Source organism: Halocynthiibacter styelae, assembly GCF_016123485.1.
GTDB classification, from domain to species: Bacteria; Pseudomonadota; Alphaproteobacteria; order Rhodobacterales; family Rhodobacteraceae; genus Halocynthiibacter; species Halocynthiibacter styelae.
In genome coordinates this window covers 15,623-31,845 of record NZ_JADCKQ010000016.1, presented here as the reverse complement: position 1 = coordinate 31,845, position 16,223 = coordinate 15,623, and the positions used below count along the sequence as shown (strand labels likewise).

General features: G+C 54.5%; 21 protein-coding genes and 1 tRNA gene. 20 read left to right on the top strand and 2 right to left on the bottom strand.

Annotated elements, in window-relative coordinates:
- The first annotated feature begins 42 nt into the window (after nucleotides 1-42).
- Nucleotides 43-873, top strand: coding sequence for a bifunctional helix-turn-helix domain-containing protein/methylated-DNA--[protein]-cysteine S-methyltransferase (locus H1D41_RS16440; RefSeq protein WP_228849941.1), 831 nt, complete (start codon nucleotides 43-45; stop codon nucleotides 871-873).
- Here H1D41_RS16440 and H1D41_RS16435 read toward each other — a convergent pair whose 3' ends face one another.
- Nucleotides 874-1,521 (bottom strand): transglycosylase domain-containing protein, encoded by a 648-nt coding sequence (locus H1D41_RS16435; protein WP_228849940.1) that lies wholly within the window; start codon nucleotides 1,519-1,521, stop codon nucleotides 874-876.
- 156 nt (nucleotides 1,522-1,677) lie between these two features.
- Here H1D41_RS16435 and H1D41_RS16430 point away from each other — a divergent pair, with 156 nt between their 5' ends.
- From H1D41_RS16430 to H1D41_RS16365, 14 genes are all read left to right on the top strand, one after another.
- Nucleotides 1,678-2,328, top strand: coding sequence for an OmpA family protein (locus H1D41_RS16430; RefSeq protein ID WP_228849939.1), 651 nt, complete (start codon nucleotides 1,678-1,680; stop codon nucleotides 2,326-2,328).
- 106 nt (nucleotides 2,329-2,434) lie between these two features.
- A complete protein-coding gene (locus H1D41_RS16425) occupies nucleotides 2,435-3,229 on the top strand; it encodes a FadR/GntR family transcriptional regulator (RefSeq protein WP_228849938.1) in 795 nt (264 codons plus the stop codon).
- A gap of 240 nt (nucleotides 3,230-3,469) precedes the next feature.
- Nucleotides 3,470-3,715: a hypothetical protein gene (locus H1D41_RS16420; RefSeq protein WP_157946784.1), complete on the top strand. Its 246-nt coding sequence runs from the start codon at nucleotides 3,470-3,472 to the stop codon at nucleotides 3,713-3,715.
- A 445-nt stretch (nucleotides 3,716-4,160) separates the two neighbouring features.
- The gene (locus tag H1D41_RS16415) at nucleotides 4,161-5,345 is read left to right on the top strand and encodes a tyrosine-type recombinase/integrase (protein WP_228849937.1); all 1,185 of its coding nucleotides are present in this window, start codon (nucleotides 4,161-4,163) and stop codon (nucleotides 5,343-5,345) included.
- Nucleotides 5,345-6,313: a hypothetical protein gene (locus tag H1D41_RS16410; RefSeq protein ID WP_228849936.1), complete on the top strand. Its 969-nt coding sequence runs from the start codon at nucleotides 5,345-5,347 to the stop codon at nucleotides 6,311-6,313. The genes H1D41_RS16415 and H1D41_RS16410 overlap by 1 nt, the downstream gene beginning before the upstream one ends.
- Nucleotides 6,314-6,451: 138 nt before the next feature.
- Nucleotides 6,452-6,631, top strand: a complete 180-nt coding sequence (locus H1D41_RS16405) for a helix-turn-helix transcriptional regulator (RefSeq protein ID WP_228849935.1) — start codon at nucleotides 6,452-6,454, stop codon at nucleotides 6,629-6,631.
- 110 nt (nucleotides 6,632-6,741) lie between these two features.
- On the top strand, nucleotides 6,742-7,047 hold the full coding sequence (locus H1D41_RS16400) for a hypothetical protein (RefSeq protein WP_228849934.1): 306 nt from the start codon (nucleotides 6,742-6,744) through the stop codon (nucleotides 7,045-7,047).
- A gap of 189 nt (nucleotides 7,048-7,236) precedes the next feature.
- Nucleotides 7,237-8,094, top strand: a complete 858-nt coding sequence (locus tag H1D41_RS16395) for a DUF7146 domain-containing protein (protein WP_228849933.1) — start codon at nucleotides 7,237-7,239, stop codon at nucleotides 8,092-8,094.
- Nucleotides 8,091-9,161: a DUF3987 domain-containing protein gene (locus H1D41_RS16390; protein WP_228849932.1), complete on the top strand. Its 1,071-nt coding sequence runs from the start codon at nucleotides 8,091-8,093 to the stop codon at nucleotides 9,159-9,161. Before H1D41_RS16395 ends, H1D41_RS16390 begins: the two co-directional genes overlap by 4 nt.
- Nucleotides 9,107-9,592: a DUF3987 domain-containing protein gene (locus H1D41_RS16385; protein ID WP_228849931.1), complete on the top strand. Its 486-nt coding sequence runs from the start codon at nucleotides 9,107-9,109 to the stop codon at nucleotides 9,590-9,592. Before H1D41_RS16390 ends, H1D41_RS16385 begins: the two co-directional genes overlap by 55 nt.
- Nucleotides 9,589-9,939, top strand: a complete 351-nt coding sequence (locus H1D41_RS16380; protein ID WP_228849930.1) for a hypothetical protein — start codon at nucleotides 9,589-9,591, stop codon at nucleotides 9,937-9,939. Before H1D41_RS16385 ends, H1D41_RS16380 begins: the two co-directional genes overlap by 4 nt.
- A gap of 213 nt (nucleotides 9,940-10,152) precedes the next feature.
- Nucleotides 10,153-10,713 (top strand): Panacea domain-containing protein, encoded by a 561-nt coding sequence (locus H1D41_RS16375; protein WP_228849929.1) that lies wholly within the window; start codon nucleotides 10,153-10,155, stop codon nucleotides 10,711-10,713.
- An 82-nt stretch (nucleotides 10,714-10,795) separates the two neighbouring features.
- Nucleotides 10,796-11,074: a hypothetical protein gene (locus H1D41_RS16370; protein ID WP_228849928.1), complete on the top strand. Its 279-nt coding sequence runs from the start codon at nucleotides 10,796-10,798 to the stop codon at nucleotides 11,072-11,074.
- A 119-nt stretch (nucleotides 11,075-11,193) separates the two neighbouring features.
- On the top strand, nucleotides 11,194-12,276 hold the full coding sequence (locus H1D41_RS16365; RefSeq protein WP_228849927.1) for a recombinase zinc beta ribbon domain-containing protein: 1,083 nt from the start codon (nucleotides 11,194-11,196) through the stop codon (nucleotides 12,274-12,276).
- Here H1D41_RS16365 and H1D41_RS16360 read toward each other — a convergent pair.
- A tRNA-Thr gene (locus H1D41_RS16360) sits at nucleotides 12,255-12,329 on the bottom strand. The two genes, H1D41_RS16365 and H1D41_RS16360, sit on opposite strands and share 22 nt — an antisense overlap.
- 91 nt (nucleotides 12,330-12,420) lie before the next feature.
- On the opposite strand from H1D41_RS16360, the gene H1D41_RS16355 reads away from it, so the two are divergent.
- The 5 genes from H1D41_RS16355 to hisD are packed head-to-tail and all read left to right on the top strand — an operon-like array spanning nucleotide 12,421 to nucleotide 16,221.
- Nucleotides 12,421-12,606 carry a hypothetical protein gene (locus H1D41_RS16355; RefSeq protein ID WP_394355419.1) on the top strand — a complete coding sequence of 62 codons (186 nt, stop codon included), beginning with the start codon at nucleotides 12,421-12,423 and terminating at the stop codon, nucleotides 12,604-12,606.
- A 30-nt stretch (nucleotides 12,607-12,636) separates the two neighbouring features.
- A complete protein-coding gene (murA, locus tag H1D41_RS16350) occupies nucleotides 12,637-13,908 on the top strand; it encodes a UDP-N-acetylglucosamine 1-carboxyvinyltransferase (protein ID WP_228849926.1) in 1,272 nt (423 codons plus the stop codon).
- A complete protein-coding gene (locus H1D41_RS16345) occupies nucleotides 13,905-14,378 on the top strand; it encodes a DUF2948 family protein (RefSeq protein ID WP_228849925.1) in 474 nt (157 codons plus the stop codon). The genes murA and H1D41_RS16345 overlap by 4 nt, the downstream gene beginning before the upstream one ends.
- On the top strand, nucleotides 14,368-14,862 hold the full coding sequence (locus tag H1D41_RS16340; protein WP_228849924.1) for a GNAT family N-acetyltransferase: 495 nt from the start codon (nucleotides 14,368-14,370) through the stop codon (nucleotides 14,860-14,862). The genes H1D41_RS16345 and H1D41_RS16340 overlap by 11 nt, the downstream gene beginning before the upstream one ends.
- A gap of 54 nt (nucleotides 14,863-14,916) precedes the next feature.
- Entirely contained in the window at nucleotides 14,917-16,221 is a 1,305-nt protein-coding gene (hisD, locus tag H1D41_RS16335) for a histidinol dehydrogenase (protein ID WP_228849923.1), read from the top strand.
- Nucleotides 16,222-16,223: the final 2 nt, after the last annotated feature.

The window sequence follows — 16,223 nt, the reverse complement described above, 5'->3', positions numbered from 1 at the left end:
AGGCGCGCTGAAACATGCACCTTTGTTTCAAAGGAGACCAAAATGCAGATGGATGAAGCCTATCACTTTTCCCTGATCCGCCGCGCGCTGGATGAAATCGACGCGTCAGATGCGCCTATGTCGCTGGATGATCTGGCGGCAAAAATGCAGATGTCCCCGGCCCATTTCCAACGTGTGTTTTCGCGCTGGGTCGGGGTTTCGCCCAAGCGCTATCAGCAATATCTGCAACTGGGCCACGCCAAAGATCTGCTGCGCGACCGGTTTTCTGTGCTCGACACCGCCCATGCCACCGGACTGTCTGGCGGCGGGCGTCTGCATGATATGTTTGTCCGCTGGGAAGCCATGAGCCCGGGCGTCTACGCTGCAAAAGGCGAAGGGCTGACCATTTACCAGGGTTGGTTTGACGGGCCTTTTGGTGAAATGTTGGCCATGGGAACAGACAAGGGGCTTTGCGGTCTCGCCTTCACATCTGAATGCGGGCGCGACACGGCGCTGGCCGACATGCAATCGCGCTGGCCCCGGGCTGATTTTGTTCAGAATGAACCCCTTCTGAAACCCTGGATCGACGGGGCGGTAGGCGGCAAAGAAACCAGTCTCGTGCTGATCGGCGCCCCCATGCAGATCAAAGTCTGGGAGGCCCTTCTTCAGATCCCCTCAGGTCATGTCACCACCTATTCCGAAATCGCCAGCGCCATCGGTGCCCCCCGCGCGCAGCGGGCTGTAGGCACTGCCGTCGGGCGAAACCCGGTCTCCTGGCTGATCCCCTGCCACCGCGCCCTGCGGAAATCCGGCGCACTTGGCGGGTATCACTGGGGCCTGCCCGTCAAACGTGCCATGCTGGCCTGGGAAGGGGCACGGGCGGACGCGGGTTAATCACCCCAGATCGCAGCGTTCCAACGGGTCAATCACGCCCAATGGCAGTGCCTGAAGCACCGCCAGCTGCGATTTTGGAAATGTTCCGGCTTTCTGCATTTCCTCCAACACCCGGTTTCGCGACAGCAGCGCGCGTTCCTGTTCGCGCTGTGGATGGTAACCCTGGGGAGATCTGGACAGCGCAATAACATAAGCCACTTTCTCCGCTGTAAGTGCGTCATGACCAACATCAAAATAGGCCCAGGCCGTCGCTGCAGTCCCGTAGCACCCCTGGCCTGTATAGATCGCCTGCAAATACCAGTTGAGGATTTCATCATGTGTCAGTGCATTCGCAAGCAGCAGCGTCATCTTGAACCTGGCCGCATGCGTTTTCAGCCCCGGTGCCTGATCGAACATCAACGCGTCTGCAAGATTGCTCGTAATGGGCGAACTCATCGAAACTCTGTCATGAAAGTTCGGGTCTTCCGCCGCAACCATCGCCCGCGCAATCAGATCGGGGACTTCGGGCCAATAGGGCGACATTTCATCAAATGCCTGGCGGAGATCCGCAAGCGTTATAGTGCCGGCTTCAAATTCAAAAGAATGCTGCTGCGCTGACAACGCACCTGCTGAAAACAGTAGTGCCAAAATAAATACGATCTGCTTCATGTGAACTCCGATCCGGTCGAAACACTGGCAGACATGCCTCACCCTAACAAGCCGGTTTATGCTGTTAAATGGGATAACAAAGCGTTGATATTTAATAACAGCGCCCTTCTGCCTATATGTCAAAGCAACGAAACAGACAAAATTACGAGGCATCTTATGATCCGTGCAAAATCTTCCGTCGTCCTTCTTTGTGCAGGTACAATCGCCCTGGCGGGCTGCGTTACACCTGAACCACAGAACGGCAACACCCGTACGCAAAACGGTGCGCTGATCGGCGCTGGTCTTGGGGCTGTAATTGGCGGCACGCGCGAAAGCGGCAGTGACCGCCTGAAGAATGCTGCTGTGGGCGCAGCTGTAGGTGCCATCCTTGGCGCGGGTGTGGGCAGCTACCTGGATCAACAGGCAGAAGAGCTGAACCGCGATCTCGGCAATGATGTGGATGTTACCAACAATGGCGACCACCTGGTGGTGACCATGCCGCAGGATGTTCTCTTTGCGGTGGACAGCGCAAGCTTGACCGGTTCTCTGCAAAATGATCTGCGCACGCTGGCGCACAGCCTGAACCAGTATCCTGACAGCACCGTCGAAGTCATCGGCCACACCGACAACACAGGGGATGCCGGTTATAACCAGGATCTGTCCTCCCGCCGTGCGACATCTGTGGCAACCGTTCTGCGCAATTCTGGTGTAGCGTCGCATCGCATCCGCGCCTTTGGCCGTGGTGAAAACGAGCCCGTCGCCACAAACCTGACCCACGAGGGCCGCGCACAGAACCGCCGGGTTGAGATCATTATCCGCCCGAACTGATCCGGCAGATAAATTTTGAACACCAACGGCCAGGCATGTCCTGGCCGTTTTTATTTGTCCTACCGGGCCAGTGGTCATATAATCTGACCAACAAACAGGAGCCCGCATGCCTTTTCAGAAAATTCAGCCACAAAAGCTGGCCGAAGCTGTGGATCATCAAATTGAGGAACTTATCCTCCAGGGCATTCTGCGCCCCGGGGAACGTCTGCCCGCAGAGCGTGATCTTGCAGAACGCCTGGGTGTTTCGCGCCCCTCGCTGCGCGAAGCTATCTCCAGCCTGCAGGACAAAGGGCTGCTTGAAAAACGTGCCGGCGCCGGAATTTTTGTCACCGAAGTTCTTGGATCCGCTTTTTCCAACGCGCTTGTCACGCTCTTTGCAAGTCATGACCGCGCGGTTGCTGACTACGTAAACTTTCGTCGCGACATGGAAGGTTTAGCCGCCCAGCGTGCGGCCTCCTGTGCATCTGACACCGACCTGAAGGTCATCGACACAATCTTTCAGAAGATGGAAAAGGCCCATGCTGCGGGCGATGACCAGCTGGAAGCCCAGCTGGATGCAGAATTTCACCTGTCCATCATGGAAGCCAGTCATAATGTGGTGATGCTACATATGATGCGGTCTATGTTTGAGCTTCTGCAACGCGGTGTCTTTTACAATCGCCAGGCCATGTTCGATCAGGAAACAACCGCAACAACAATGCTGGAACAACATCGGGCAATCAACGATGCCCTTCAGGTAAGGAATCCGCAAAAAGCACGTGAAGCCTGTGAAGTGCATATGGATTACGTCGCAGGCTGCCTGGAAGCACAACGAACGCGGGATGAAAATGAAATCGTCGCAAGCCTGCGGTTATCTCACGAACTGGGAATCACCTCATCCAGCGGCACGGACGCATCGTGAACCAGGCACAATCCCCTTTGTGATGAGTATTGTTTCCTGAAAAGCGAGATCATTCCCCCGACAGGAACCCCAAAATGCACCCAAAGCGTGTATTCCCCTGCAATAATGTCGCATAAAGCTGCAAAACTGTGTGAATAATGCGAATTATTGAACCTATGTCTGTTTCGGTAAATTGTTTTTTGACAAACTGGCGTATATCAACGGTGTTGACCTCAGGTATAAATGTTCAGGAGTTATCTTATGAAAACAGTCACTATAATGGCTACAACTATCGCAACCGTTGCCCTTGCAGGCTGTATCGATCAACAATCCTACGCAACCACTCCGGTTCAGGTTGAGACTGAAAAAGGTACAGTTGTTTGTCAGCTGTACACTGAAAACCGCGTGCTCTGGGATGAAGCGATCCTGGCCCCTGAAGGTATGACTATTCGGGAAGCAAACAACGTCTGTATCCGCGAAGGTAATCGCCGCCTCGCAAATCGCTGATAGAGTTCAGATAAGAAACAAACAAAAACGCCTTTCCAATCTCGTTGGGAAGGCGTTTTTTCATAGGCCAAACAAACACCACGCGGCATCGCCCATCACTTGGCACAGTAAGCCCCGAAAACTTAACAGCCAGCACCTGCTTTCACGCTTTCTTTCAGATAGAAATATGCGCCTGAGGAAGCCGAAAAACGCCTGAATTCACCTCACAGCTCGTACTATTTCTGAGCAAAAAGGTACCGCTTGCGATCAAGCAAATTTCGGAAAAATCAAAGGTGATATATATACTGGTGCTGTGAGGGGGCACTGCACCTCTATACCTAGTAGCTCCGGGGAGTTCCCAAGAGAATTTACCCCACTGTAAACAAACAGTGTTGCCATTTTGTTCTGTTCCGATATGTTCCGGGATATACAAGATTTAGTGAGGGGCTAATTGAGGGGCTGAGACATGAGAGAATTGAACAAGCTATCTGCCGCTTTCGTGAAATCCGCCCCCGCTGGCAAGCATGGCGATGGCGGCGGCCTCTCTCTGCACAAGCGATCCGCAACATCGGGGAAATGGATTTTCAAATTCTCTCTGCATGGCAAGCGCCCCGAAATGGGGTTGGGGCCATACCCGGAGGTTTCCCTGAGGCAAGCCCGCGAAGCCGCAACGGAAGCCCGCCAGCATGTCCGGGAAGGCCGCAGCCCGATTAAGGTTAGGCAGAAGGAACGCCGGGAAGCAGAGCGCAACCTGCACCTGCTGAAAGACATTGCCCTTGATGCCTTTGAGGCCCGCAAAGCAGAACTTAAAGGGGATGGAAAAGCAGGTCGCTGGTTTACCCCTTTAGAATTGCATGTGCTACCTAAGCTGGGCCGCGTACCCGTTGCCGAAATAGATCAAATTGACATACGCAACACTCTGGCCCCGATCTGGCACGAAAAGGCGGACACCGCTTACAAGGCGCTGGGGCGGTTGGCGATCTGCATGAAACACGCCGCTGCGCTGGGCCTTGAGGTTGACCTAAACGCCACAGAAAAGGCGCGGGCGCTTTTAGGAAAGCAACGGCACAAAATCACACATTTGCCCGCCCTGCCGTGGAAAGAGGTTCCAGCCTTCTACCGCAGCTTATCCGAGCCGATCCTTACACACTTGGCAATGCGCTTACTTATCCTGACTGCAATGCGGTCCAAGTCTGTGCGCCTTGCACACCTTGACCAAATCGAGGGTGACACCTGGACAATCCCGGCTGAGAACATGAAATCGCGCAAAGATGCAGCAACAGACTTCCGAGTGCCACTATCACCTGAGGCGCAAGAGGTTATCTCAGAGGCCTCAAAATCCGCCCGTGACGGGTATCTGTTCCCCGGTGTTCGCAAGGGCGTTATCAGTGACGCCACCATGTCCCGCTATATGGAGCGCCGAGAAATGGAAGCCCGCCCCCATGGGTTCCGGTCCAGCTTTCGTGATTGGGTGGCCGAAACCACCAATACGCCCCACGAAGTCGCAGAGACTGCGCTGGGCCATGTTGTCGGGGGCAGCGTTGAACGCGCTTACCGCCGCACTGACCATTTAGAACAACGCCGGGCGCTTATGTGTCGTTGGGCGGATTATGTAACAGCCAAGAGTGGCGAAATAGTGAGGTTTGGCTGATGCTTGCACCAGAGGGATACACACCACTTCTAAATCTGTTTTGGGATGCGGTTCGGGTCGACAGTAATTTTAGCTATCAGTCAGAAGAGTACATTCAACTAGGTGGGACCATGGAAGCCCTACTTTCGTCCGAAGATATTATTGCAGACTGGCTTATCAATTTTTTGGACGGTGATGTGAAAATATGGTCACCCACCTCAGGTGTGCTGTCTATCGATGCAAGCAGACGCACCCTATTTTCCAGCGTGACAAAATGCGCCGACTTCTCAACAAATAACTTCCATGCTTTTTGGGGATGTGTCGACGATATACCCCATAAAACTCAAGATGCTTTTAATTTTGCTAGATGCCCAGACGGTCCACGAAGTGAGTTGCAAAGCTGTTACCGTCATATGATGGGTCTCTTTGAGGTAAGCTTTAAGGGAGCGCCAGGCAAAGAAAATTTCAACGAAAGTGAAATTTACAATCGTTATCTCGAAGCTGCGAAGGTCGTTTGTCAGGCTTCAAGGGGACGACTGCAGCCATTCTTGTTTGTAAATAAACACTGGCGCATTGATTTGTCACTATGGCGGGAAGCCAAGGCTATAATCGACAAAAAGGATCGGCATGGCCTTCGCGACAACGTTAACTTGCGAAATGACGTTGCTGAAATGTTGTTACCTTTTGAGGGGGCATTCTTGTGCTGTAATGAGGGTGCGAAAGCCAACCTCAATCCATATTGGAAAAATATTGCGGCTAGGGTGATGGCTGAAGAATTTGATAGTGCCGACGACAGTCAAGTTCGTAGCAGAGGTAGACCTTCCAAAGCTCAAGAGGCCCTCCAGGAATACGATGCGCAATTCCCTAACGGCCACTCAGGCATGAAGTGGGCCGAAGTTGCTGTGCAAATAGAGCAGGCAACCAGGACACCTATACACCATGAAACCCTCATGAAAGCGGTGAATGCCCGGAACAAAGAGCGGAATTAAATCGGGTCATTCCAGCATTTAATCGGAATTAATCCAGTATAAAGCCGGTAGTGATTTTAGACATTTTTGACTTAATGACGTTCCCGCTTTGTACCCTCACCTTGACGACATACCGAAACAAGCCGGAAAGGGCTGAGTATGTCGCAAAAACTATTTCGCCGCACAGAGGTTGAAGCCCTCACAGGCCTGAGCCGCACCACCATTTACGACCTGATGCACGAGGGGCGTTTTCCGCGTCCGGTTCGCATTGGAAAACGCGCGGTTGCATGGCGTGAAGCCGATCTGAACGAGTGGCTGGAAAACCTGGAAGCCGCATAAAGCAAAACAGCCGCACCGGGGCATTCGGCGCGACTGTTTTCTATTGCTTACCAACAGCAAATTACAGCGCAAGACTACCCGCTTTGCGGCCTTTGGTAAAGGAATATACCATGGCCTATATTCAAGGCAGACCACCCGCAAACACCCTTTTTGCACACCGTTGGGGCGACTTCGGCCCGGAACTCGGCAGTGCCGTTTTCATCCACCACACATCAGACGGGAAATCCCATTCTTTGGTGATTGAGGGACGCCGCAGACAGGTGCTGGAGGCCCTCATACATCGCCCGGTCTGTTCAGCCAGCCGCTGCCGTATCTCAGAGGCCAAGCGCGTTCTGGCGAAGGAATACGGGCTTGAGATCGAAACCCGGTATTACCAGCCGGAAAAAGGTGTGAACATTTCGGGGTCTACTTCCTGAAAAGTCGCGTCACTCTGGAAGGGAAGCAGGTGGCATGACGCATCCCCTTATTTCATGGCCTGTCACCGATTTTTCTGGGGTCAAATGGGGGGGTGAAATCCCCGGCCACACCGATTTACCGGGGGTCAAATGCAGGTCGGAAAATCCGGGCTTCACCGATTTATCCGACATCAAAACGGGGGGTAAATAATGGACCTTCACGCAATCACCCATGCGCTGGGCGGATACTGGCGCAATGGGCAGGGCCACGCGCCTTGCCCGGTGTGTCAGCCGGAACGCCGCCGGGACCAGAACGCCCTGAGCCTCACACAGGCGGACGGGAAAGCCCTGTTGCATTGTTTCAAGTCAAACTGCGCCTTTGCCGATATTGCGAGGGCTGCGCAGTTTCCCCGTGATGCCGTGCGGATCGATCCAGAGGCCCAGCGGGAGCATGAGCGCAAGCAAGCCGCATATGCCGCTGAAAAGCTGTCTAAGGCCCGGAGCCTCTGGCATGCTGCAAAGCCGATCCGCGGAACAAAGGCAGAGGTATATCTGAGGGGGCGCGGGATTACTGCACCTCTGCCGGCCACTTTGCGCTTCATGCCAGATATCTACCACATGCCGAGCGCGAAGCACTGCGCGGCCATGGTGGCCGATGTTTCATCTGGTGGTGTGCATCGAACTTTCTTTGACAAGCAGGGGAACCGCTTGACCAGGAGTGCGAAAATGATGCTGGGGCCATGCGCCGGGGGCGCTGTAAGGCTCTCTGAGGGCGCTGGGCATCTGGTGGTCCGTGAAGGGATCGAAACCGGGCTGTCGTTGCTCTCTGGGCTTCTGCGTGGCCCTGCTGACGTCTGGGCGGCCCTTTCCACCAGCGGGATTAAATCTCTGACCCTGCCAGACATACCGGGCAGGCTGACGATTGCCACCGATGGGGATGTTCCGGGCCATAAAGCGGGGAAGGTTCTGGCAAACCGGGCAGCCGCGCTGGGCTGGCGTGTCAGCCTTCTGCCTGCCCCTGAGGGTATGGATTGGAATGATGTGCTGATGAAAGGGGGCAAGGCATGAATACGATACACCCGAACGAATTTCAGTATGACCCAGCAATGCAGTGGCCTGCGCCTGATTTAAGCTTAATCAATTCAGACCGCAAACCAGCCCCAACAATGTCGGATGATGAATTTCAGCTTGTGTTTGGTGCCTGGTCAAGCTGGTTGAAATCAGCAGCAGAAGTGAAAGGCACCCACGTTGATTATGTTGCTCTGGCATTGCTCACAACCGCCAGTGCAATCATCGGGAACACACGATGGGCAGTGCCTTGGGATGGATGGAAGGAGCCGCCTGTTTTATGGGGTGTTTTGATTGGCGATCCATCGGCAGGCAAAAGCCCCGCGCTTGATGCTGTGCTCGATCCGCTGAAAGAAATCGACCGCGAATTGACACAAGCCTATGAGCAGGAGCGCAAGGAATGGCTTGATAAGGATGAAGTGGCCGGGCTTGTCCTTTCGCAATGGAAAGCTGATGCAAAGCGGGCGCTTGCAGATGGGGGTGAGCCTGCTGATAAGCCACATGACGCAAGTGCTGGCAGGGCACCCATTCGCAAGCGTGTACGCATCACAGATGCCACCACAGAAAAGGTTGCTGAATTATTGGCAAGTACATGGCGCGGACTTTTGCTATCGCGTGACGAACTGTCCGGCTGGCTTGGCTCAATGGATCGCTATTCTGGCGGTGGTGACAGGCCATTCTGGTTGGAGGCATACGGGGGGCGCAGCTATACGGTAGACCGCAAGGCTAACCCTGAACCTGTGACCGTTGAACACCTCTCTGTGGCGATCCTTGGAGGAACCCAACCGGATAAGCTGGAAAGCCTGTTGCTGAATTCTGATGATGATGGGTTGCTTGCCCGGTTTCTAACCGTGTTTCCCGATCCTGTACCGTTGGCGCGGCCAAGTTGCCAATTGGATGAGGCGACACCAATAGCGGCGTTCAGGCAGTTGCTGGCATTGCAGCCCGCAACGGATGAAAGCGGAACCAAGCGCCCGTTTTTATCCACCTGGACGAAGCTGCGCAGGTTGCTTTGCAAGAGTTCCGGCAACAATGCAGGGCGTGGGAAGGTGAGGCCAGCGGATTGATGAAAGGCCATGTGGGAAAACTGCCCGGCCTTGCCGTGCGCGTTTCTCTGGTGCTGGCCTGCCTTGATGCTGCAATAGCTGGCGACGGTATGGCGCATGAAATAAGCGCCAGCCACATCGGCAGGGCTTGTCACTATGTCGGAGAGCATTTGCGCAGCCATGCACACCGTGCCTATGGCTCAATCAAGCCCGCACCTGAAATGCAGGGTGCCCGAACTATCGCGGAAATCATCGAGAGTGAGGGCGTCGGGGCGTTCAAGGTGCGCGACATTCAAAACCGGGGGCGCAAACACCTTGGAACCACAAAAGCGGTAAAGCAGGCGCTGGAGGTTCTAATCTCTTTCGATTGGATCCGGGAGGAGCGCGGCAATAGTGGCGGACGTCCCTCAATATCCTACACTGTAAACCCACGTATTGCAGGTGCGATATGAGCCGCTGGCTGGAACTGGCCCGCAATCCAGATATTAATTCTATGGAGGAACCATCAAACCATCCAGAACCATCAAAAAGCCCTGAGATACAACCTGAGCGCGGGTTTATGATGGTTTGCGGTGGTTTGATGGTGGAGGAAGAAGAAAATAATCCGCCTGCCGATGTCGCATCACCCGCCCTCGATCTGTCGGGCCTCAATCACCGGGAGCAAGCAATCTGCAATCTGGTGGCAAAGGGCAACCGAGCGCGCATCATGGGCGACACAGTCACCCACGCCCTGATTGATCGATTGATAGAGCGGGGACGGATCGAAGTAGGGAAAGAAGGACGGCTTAAACTGTGTTGATGCGCATAGTTCAGGGACTTTTCGGAGCAGTACGCGCGCGCGAGGCGGTGGCCGAGTTACCCTCCCCTGATAACCGATTAAAATGCGGATAAGGTAGCTCGGTCGGACTTGCCATTTGCTTTATTCCACAGGATACCTATATGTACCGCACTATACCGTACGTTGCTTGTTAACGATTTGCGACGTAAGATGAGGTAACTAGGAAAAGAGGCGATGCCCTACAACCCGCGAAAAGCTGCACAGACTATTGCTTACTTTGCTATGCGCGAAGGTGGCTCTATCAATGTGCTTAAAGCGGTGAAGTTGGTATATCTGGCAGACCGTGAAAGCCTGAAGCTGCGCGGGCATACAATTCAGGATGAGCCGCGTTTCTCGCTGCCGCATGGCCCGGTGAACTCTACCACGCTTGATTATCTGAATGGTGCCTATCGTGAAGGGCGCGAGGATTGGCAGGCCTTTTTGAGCGATAGGGCGAACCACGGTGTTGCCCTTTCTAATGCTGGCCTTGATGTAACCGATCTGGACGAACTGAGCCACCGCGATATTGAAATTCTGACCGACCTGTGGGCACGGCTTGGGGCAATGAACCACTTTGACCTTGTGGATTGGACGCACGATCCTGAGAACGTACCGGAGTGGCAAGACCCCAACGGTTCGCACTCTCGCATACCTCTTGGGCGCATGATGGAGGCAGTAGGCCTTGAAAGCGCAAGTATCAGAGCGCGGGAAGCCGCCAGCCTGAACGAAGCCCACAGCATTTTGGCATCGCTCTGAATTGGCCCATCGCAAAGGCACAATCCTGATTCCCTCAGGGTCAGCGGACCACCTGTTTATTGTCTGCAATGATACGTGCAGCATGGGGGCAAATCTGGTGGTGAATATCAGCTCATTTTATGACGGCTGTGATGATACCTGCCTGCTGGATAGAGGCGACCACCCATTCGTTCAGCATTGTTCATATGTGTTCTATGCTAGGGCTGAAATTTGCAAGGCTAGCAATTTGCAATCAGGCATTTCACAGGGCAAGTTGCGGCCTCAAGCCGATATGTCTGAAGATGTATTTTTCCGGGTACTGGAAGGCTTCCACACCTCACCAGACACTGCCATGCGGATACTGAAATATCTGAACCGTTAGCAGGTTCATCGCTGAACCCCAACAATACTGAATTTATGGAACGGTACGCGCACGGGGCCGCACCGATTTATCTCCTGTCATATGGGGGGGGGCACCTAAAAGTCTGGGTGTCCAGGTGTATGCAACTGGGGTACTGGGTGCACAACGCGCCTGTCGGCTTTCGCTATCAGACCGTCAAAGGGCATGGCAAATTGCTGAAGCCAGATGAACCTCATGCCAGTACAGTGCGTGAGGCCATCGAGGGATTTGCAATTGGGCGCTTTCAAACACAGGCCGAAGTGAAGCGATTTTTGGAATCCAAGCCAGATTACCCGCACAACAAGAACGGTAAGGTTCGTGATAAGCGTGTCACAGATTTGCTGACCAATCCGCTTTACGTGGGCTATGTCTGTAGCGAGGTGTACGAACTGAACTGGCTGAAAGGCCAACACGAGTCGCTTGTGTCTATGGCGACATTTGAAAAGGTGCAGGCACGTCTCAACGACACAGGCTACGCACCTGCCCGCGCCGACATTGGCGAAGACTTCTCACTTCGTGGTTTTGCCACCTGTGGCGACTGTGGGTCCAACCTGCGGTCTTCATGGTCAAAGGGGAAGACCAAATACTATCCGTATTATCTGTGCCAATCCCAAGGCTGCGATAGCTATGGAAAGTCGATCCCGCGCGATAAAATCGAAGGCGCGTTTGCTGATGTTGTCAAAACACTCGAACCGAGTCCCAAGTACTTGGTGTTGGCAAAAACAATGTTCAGACGTGCATGGGATGCGCGATTGGCTCAAGCCAAAGATGCTGCGCGTTCAACCAAGCGTCAGATCGCCGATGCCGAGTCGCAAATCGAAGCGTTGCTCTCGCGTATCATGCAAGCCAGCAACGATGCAGTCATCGGTGCCTATGAAAACAAGATCACAGAACTGGAGAAATCGAAGGTGCTAATGGCCGAGAACCTTGCAGAAAAGGCGTCAAAACCGAAGAGGTATGAGGATTATCTAGAACTCTCCCTAAAGTTCCTCTCAAGCCCTTGGAAAATATGGGAAAGCGGCGACGCAAACCTGCGTAGAATTGTCCTGAGATTGGGATTTTCTGGCGGATTTTCGTACCATCGAATTGATGGAGCTAGAACACCCCAAATAGCGTTGCCTTTCAAGGCTTTAGGTATGCTTTCAGGGGGTGAAAAAGCTAATGGTGCTGTGAGGGAGGATTGAACTCCCGACCTCGTCATTACCAATGACGCGCTCTACCACTGAGCTACCACAGCATCTGAACTTTCGTCCGATGTGCGGCTGATTAAACTCAATTCATGACAGACGCAAGCGCAAACTGGACGTTTTTTGCGCTCCGGGGTACGAATGGCTATGGCACATGAGAAAGATACCGCCCAGACTGGGCAGAAAAGTAAAAAAACCGCTGCCCAGCAACGTGAAGAACGTTTAAAAGCAGCATTGAAGTCGAATATGGGGCGCCGCAAAGCGCAATCCCGGGCACGTGTGGCGGCGGAACCAAGCGCTGAAAACACGGCTGACGATACGAAATGAGCAATGAATTAAAGACAGGCGGGCAGTGATATGGATTCAATAATTGTAAATGGTGGCAAAGAACTGTCCGGGGTGATTCCGATTGCGGGTGCGAAAAACGCCTGCCTGACCCTGATGCCGGCAACATTGCTGAGTGAAGAGCCCCTGACACTGACAAATGCCCCGCGTCTGTCAGACATCAAAACGATGACCCAGCTGCTGGAATCACTGGGCGCAGAAGTGACATCCATGCAGGACGGTCAGGTTCAGGCTATGTCCTGCCACGGTGCGATCAATCATGTGGCAGAATATGACATTGTGCGCAAAATGCGTGCCTCAAACCTGGTCCTTGGTCCGCTGCTGGCGCGTGAAGGTCAGGCTGTAGTGTCCCTGCCCGGCGGTTGCGCAATTGGCGCACGCCCGATGGACATTCACACCAACGGCCTGGAAGCCATGGGTGCGACGATTGAACTGAAAGACGGCTACTTGCACGCCAAAGCCCCAATGGGCGGCCTGAAGGGCGCTGTGATTGACTTCCCATTTGCCTCTGTTGGCGCGACAGAAAACATCATGATGGCAGCGACCCTGGCGAAAGGCACAACTGTTATCAATAACGCCGCCCGTGAACCTGAAATTGTCGACCTGGCCGATTGCCTGCGCAAAATGGGTGCTCAGATTGAAGGCGATGGCAGCCCGTCGATCACCATTCAGGGCGTGGACCGTCTGCACGGCGCAACACATCCGGTTGTAACCGACCGGATCGAACTTGGCACCTACATGCTGGCCCCGGCGATTGCCGGTGGTGAGGTTGAACTGCTGGGCGGCCGTATCAATCTGATCGAAGCTTTCTGTGAAAAGCTGGATGCGGCGGGGATTTCCGTGACCGAAACAGAACGCGGCCTGAAAGTTGCGCGCAAAAATGGCCGCCTGTCCGCCGTTGATGTGGTGACCGAACCTTTCCCCGGTTTCCCGACCGATTTGCAAGCACAGATGATGGCACTGCTTTGTACAGCAGATGGTACATCCGTTCTGGAAGAGAAAATCTTTGAGAACCGCTTTATGCATGCCCCGGAACTGATCCGTATGGGTGCAAATATCGAAGTGAACGGTGGTACTGCTACGGTGCATGGTGTGAACCGTCTGAAAGGTGCGCCTGTGATGGCGACAGATCTGCGTGCGTCAGTTTCGCTGATCCTGGCAGGTCTGGCTGCAGAAGGCGAAACCCGTGTCAGCCGTGTGTACCATCTGGATCGCGGTTATGAACAGGTTGTGCGTAAATTCTCTGGCGTTGGCGCACAGATTGAAAGGATCAAAGACGAATGATGGACGCAAGTTTTGAAGATGGCGCAGAACAACCCCTGCGCCTGATGGCAGCGGATGCGGATGATCTGAAAGTCATGTCCGCCCTGACGCAGGATGCGGTTTTCCCGGGCAATGAGATGTCATTCCTCAAGGGGGAACGCCGTTTTGCGATCCTATTGAACCGCTTTCGCTGGGAAGACAAGACCGCCGCAGAACGTCGTGGTCGTGACTTTGAACGGGTGCAGTCTGTCCTGATGGTGGAAGACGTGCTGGGCGTACAGACCCAGGGCGTGTCGCGCGATGAAGACACGGTCTATTCCCTGATGGCCGTGGAATTTGAAGCAGGCGAAGACGGCATGGGCCGCCTGACGCTGACCCTGTCCGGTGACGGGGCAATTGCCCTGAATGTCGAAGCGGTGAATATCTCGCTCAAAGATGTCACCCGCCCCTATGTCGCGCCTTCTAAACAAGCGCCCGGACATGACGCATAATCATTCGATCCGCCGCCTGACCACGGCGGATCATTTGCTTTGGCGCGCCGTGCGCCGGGCTGCCCTTGTGGATGCACCCGCGCAATTTGACGAACCGCTGGCAGAATTTGACGAGCGCGATGATGCGGATTTGCAGGCCTCTCTGCAGCGCAACACAGTCCTTGCAGCCTTTGACAAAGACAATCCCGTTGCGATTGCCGCCTGTCACCCTGTTGCCGCCCCACGCCCAGCAGGTTTTCTGCGCCTCTTCAGTATCTGGGTGCATCCTGCGCATCGCGGGCAGGGAATTGCAGACAAACTAATCGAACATTGCATTCCCACGGGCAAACATGCCGAACTTCTGGTGCGCGCAGATAACACCCCGGCGATCCGCGCCTATGAACGCCTTGGCTTCATCACAGCCCCTGCGCCGGATGATGCAAAATGCTTCTGCGCCACCGACAATGCACCGGGTATTTATATGCTGCGGCCCCCTGCCCCTTGAGACAACGGCGCGCGCGCGTTATGGACAGGCAATCTTTCTTTGCGGACACCTGCTATGCCGATCTTTCTGAATTCCTCCGATCCTGATTTCGAAAGCCGCTTTGCCGCTTTCCTGACCACCAAGCGCGAAGATTCGCCAGAAGTTGATGATGTGGTGCGCGATATTATTGCCAACGTGCGTACGCGCGGGGATGCGGCGGTGCTGGAACTGACGTCGAAGTTTGACCGGATGGAATTGACGGCGGATCAGATCTTGTTTTCCGAGACCGAGATCAAAGCTGAATGCGCAAAGGTGAATGAAACTGATCGTACCGCACTGGAACTGGCAGCGGAACGCATCCGCGCGTATCACGCGCGTCAGCTGCCACAAGACGAAAGCTGGACAGACGAAACGGGTGCAACCCTTGGCTGGCGCTGGGGGGCTGTCGATTCTGCGGGGCTTTATGTGCCCGGCGGACTGGCAAGCTATCCATCATCGGTTCTGATGAACGCAATCCCGGCCAAAGTCGCTGGCGTGAAAAATCTGACGATCACCGTGCCAACACCTAATGGCATTGTGAACCCTCTGGTGATCCTTGCGGCGCAACTGTCTGGCGTCGACAACATCGCCCGTATTGGTGGCGCGCAGGCCATTGCCGCGCTCGCTTATGGAACCGATACTATTACGCCTGTTGATAAGATTACCGGCCCGGGCAATGCTTTTGTTGCCGCCGCAAAGCGCCGTGTGTTCGGCAAAGTCGGTATCGATATGATCGCAGGCCCCAGTGAAATCCTGGTGATCGCGGATAAAGACAATGATCCGGATTGGATCGCTGTAGATCTGCTGAGCCAGGCGGAACATGACGAAAGCGCACAATCCATCCTGATCACCGATGATGCCGCTTTTGGTCAGGCCGTGTCTGAGGCCGTGGATAAGCGCCTTGAAACACTGGAACGCCGTGAGATTGCCGCACCAAGCTGGCACGACTACGGGGCTGTGATTGTGGTCCGTGATCTGGATGAAGCCGCCGCCCTGTCCGATCGTGTGGCCCCGGAACATCTGGAACTTTGTGTCGATGATCCCGATGCGCTGGCAGAAAAAATCAACCACGCCGGTGCAATTTTCCTTGGCCGTTTCACACCAGAAGCCATTGGCGATTATATCGGCGGGCCAAACCACGTGTTGCCCACCGCGCGTTCTGCCCGGTTCAGCTCTGGCCTTTCAGTGCTGGACTTCATGAAACGCACGACACTTTCCAAAATGTCGCCCGCCGCGCTGAAAGCCATCGGCCCTGCCGCCGTCACCCTTGCCACCAGCGAAAGCCTTGAGGCCCACGGGCTTTCTGTTGCATTGCGCCTGAAACAATTGAACAGTGACTGAGT

What these genes read in the sequence shown, in the direction of transcription:
- H1D41_RS16420 (WP_157946784.1), top strand. Translation starts at nt 3,470, where the DNA reads ATGAAAACAGTCACTATAATGGCTACAACTATCGCAACCGTTGCCCTT.
- H1D41_RS16395 (WP_228849933.1), top strand. Translation starts at nt 7,237, where the DNA reads ATGGACCTTCACGCAATCACCCATGCGCTGGGCGGATACTGGCGCAAT.
- H1D41_RS16355 (WP_394355419.1), top strand. Translation starts at nt 12,421, where the DNA reads ATGGCTATGGCACATGAGAAAGATACCGCCCAGACTGGGCAGAAAAGT.
- H1D41_RS16375 (WP_228849929.1), top strand. Translation starts at nt 10,153, where the DNA reads ATGCCCTACAACCCGCGAAAAGCTGCACAGACTATTGCTTACTTTGCT.
- H1D41_RS16440 (WP_228849941.1), top strand. Translation starts at nt 43, where the DNA reads ATGCAGATGGATGAAGCCTATCACTTTTCCCTGATCCGCCGCGCGCTG.
- H1D41_RS16415 (WP_228849937.1), top strand. Translation starts at nt 4,161, where the DNA reads ATGAGAGAATTGAACAAGCTATCTGCCGCTTTCGTGAAATCCGCCCCC.
- H1D41_RS16430 (WP_228849939.1), top strand. Translation starts at nt 1,678, where the DNA reads ATGATCCGTGCAAAATCTTCCGTCGTCCTTCTTTGTGCAGGTACAATC.
- H1D41_RS16405 (WP_228849935.1), top strand. Translation starts at nt 6,452, where the DNA reads ATGTCGCAAAAACTATTTCGCCGCACAGAGGTTGAAGCCCTCACAGGC.
- H1D41_RS16390 (WP_228849932.1), top strand. Translation starts at nt 8,091, where the DNA reads ATGAATACGATACACCCGAACGAATTTCAGTATGACCCAGCAATGCAG.
- H1D41_RS16425 (WP_228849938.1), top strand. Translation starts at nt 2,435, where the DNA reads ATGCCTTTTCAGAAAATTCAGCCACAAAAGCTGGCCGAAGCTGTGGAT.
- H1D41_RS16380 (WP_228849930.1), top strand. Translation starts at nt 9,589, where the DNA reads ATGAGCCGCTGGCTGGAACTGGCCCGCAATCCAGATATTAATTCTATG.
- murA (WP_228849926.1), top strand. Translation starts at nt 12,637, where the DNA reads ATGGATTCAATAATTGTAAATGGTGGCAAAGAACTGTCCGGGGTGATT.
- H1D41_RS16345 (WP_228849925.1), top strand. Translation starts at nt 13,905, where the DNA reads ATGATGGACGCAAGTTTTGAAGATGGCGCAGAACAACCCCTGCGCCTG.
- H1D41_RS16365 (WP_228849927.1), top strand. Translation starts at nt 11,194, where the DNA reads ATGCAACTGGGGTACTGGGTGCACAACGCGCCTGTCGGCTTTCGCTAT.
- H1D41_RS16370 (WP_228849928.1), top strand. Translation starts at nt 10,796, where the DNA reads ATGGGGGCAAATCTGGTGGTGAATATCAGCTCATTTTATGACGGCTGT.
- H1D41_RS16400 (WP_228849934.1), top strand. Translation starts at nt 6,742, where the DNA reads ATGGCCTATATTCAAGGCAGACCACCCGCAAACACCCTTTTTGCACAC.
- H1D41_RS16435 (WP_228849940.1), bottom strand. Translation starts at nt 1,521, where the DNA reads ATGAAGCAGATCGTATTTATTTTGGCACTACTGTTTTCAGCAGGTGCG.
- H1D41_RS16340 (WP_228849924.1), top strand. Translation starts at nt 14,368, where the DNA reads ATGACGCATAATCATTCGATCCGCCGCCTGACCACGGCGGATCATTTG.
- hisD (WP_228849923.1), top strand. Translation starts at nt 14,917, where the DNA reads ATGCCGATCTTTCTGAATTCCTCCGATCCTGATTTCGAAAGCCGCTTT.
- H1D41_RS16410 (WP_228849936.1), top strand. Translation starts at nt 5,345, where the DNA reads ATGCTTGCACCAGAGGGATACACACCACTTCTAAATCTGTTTTGGGAT.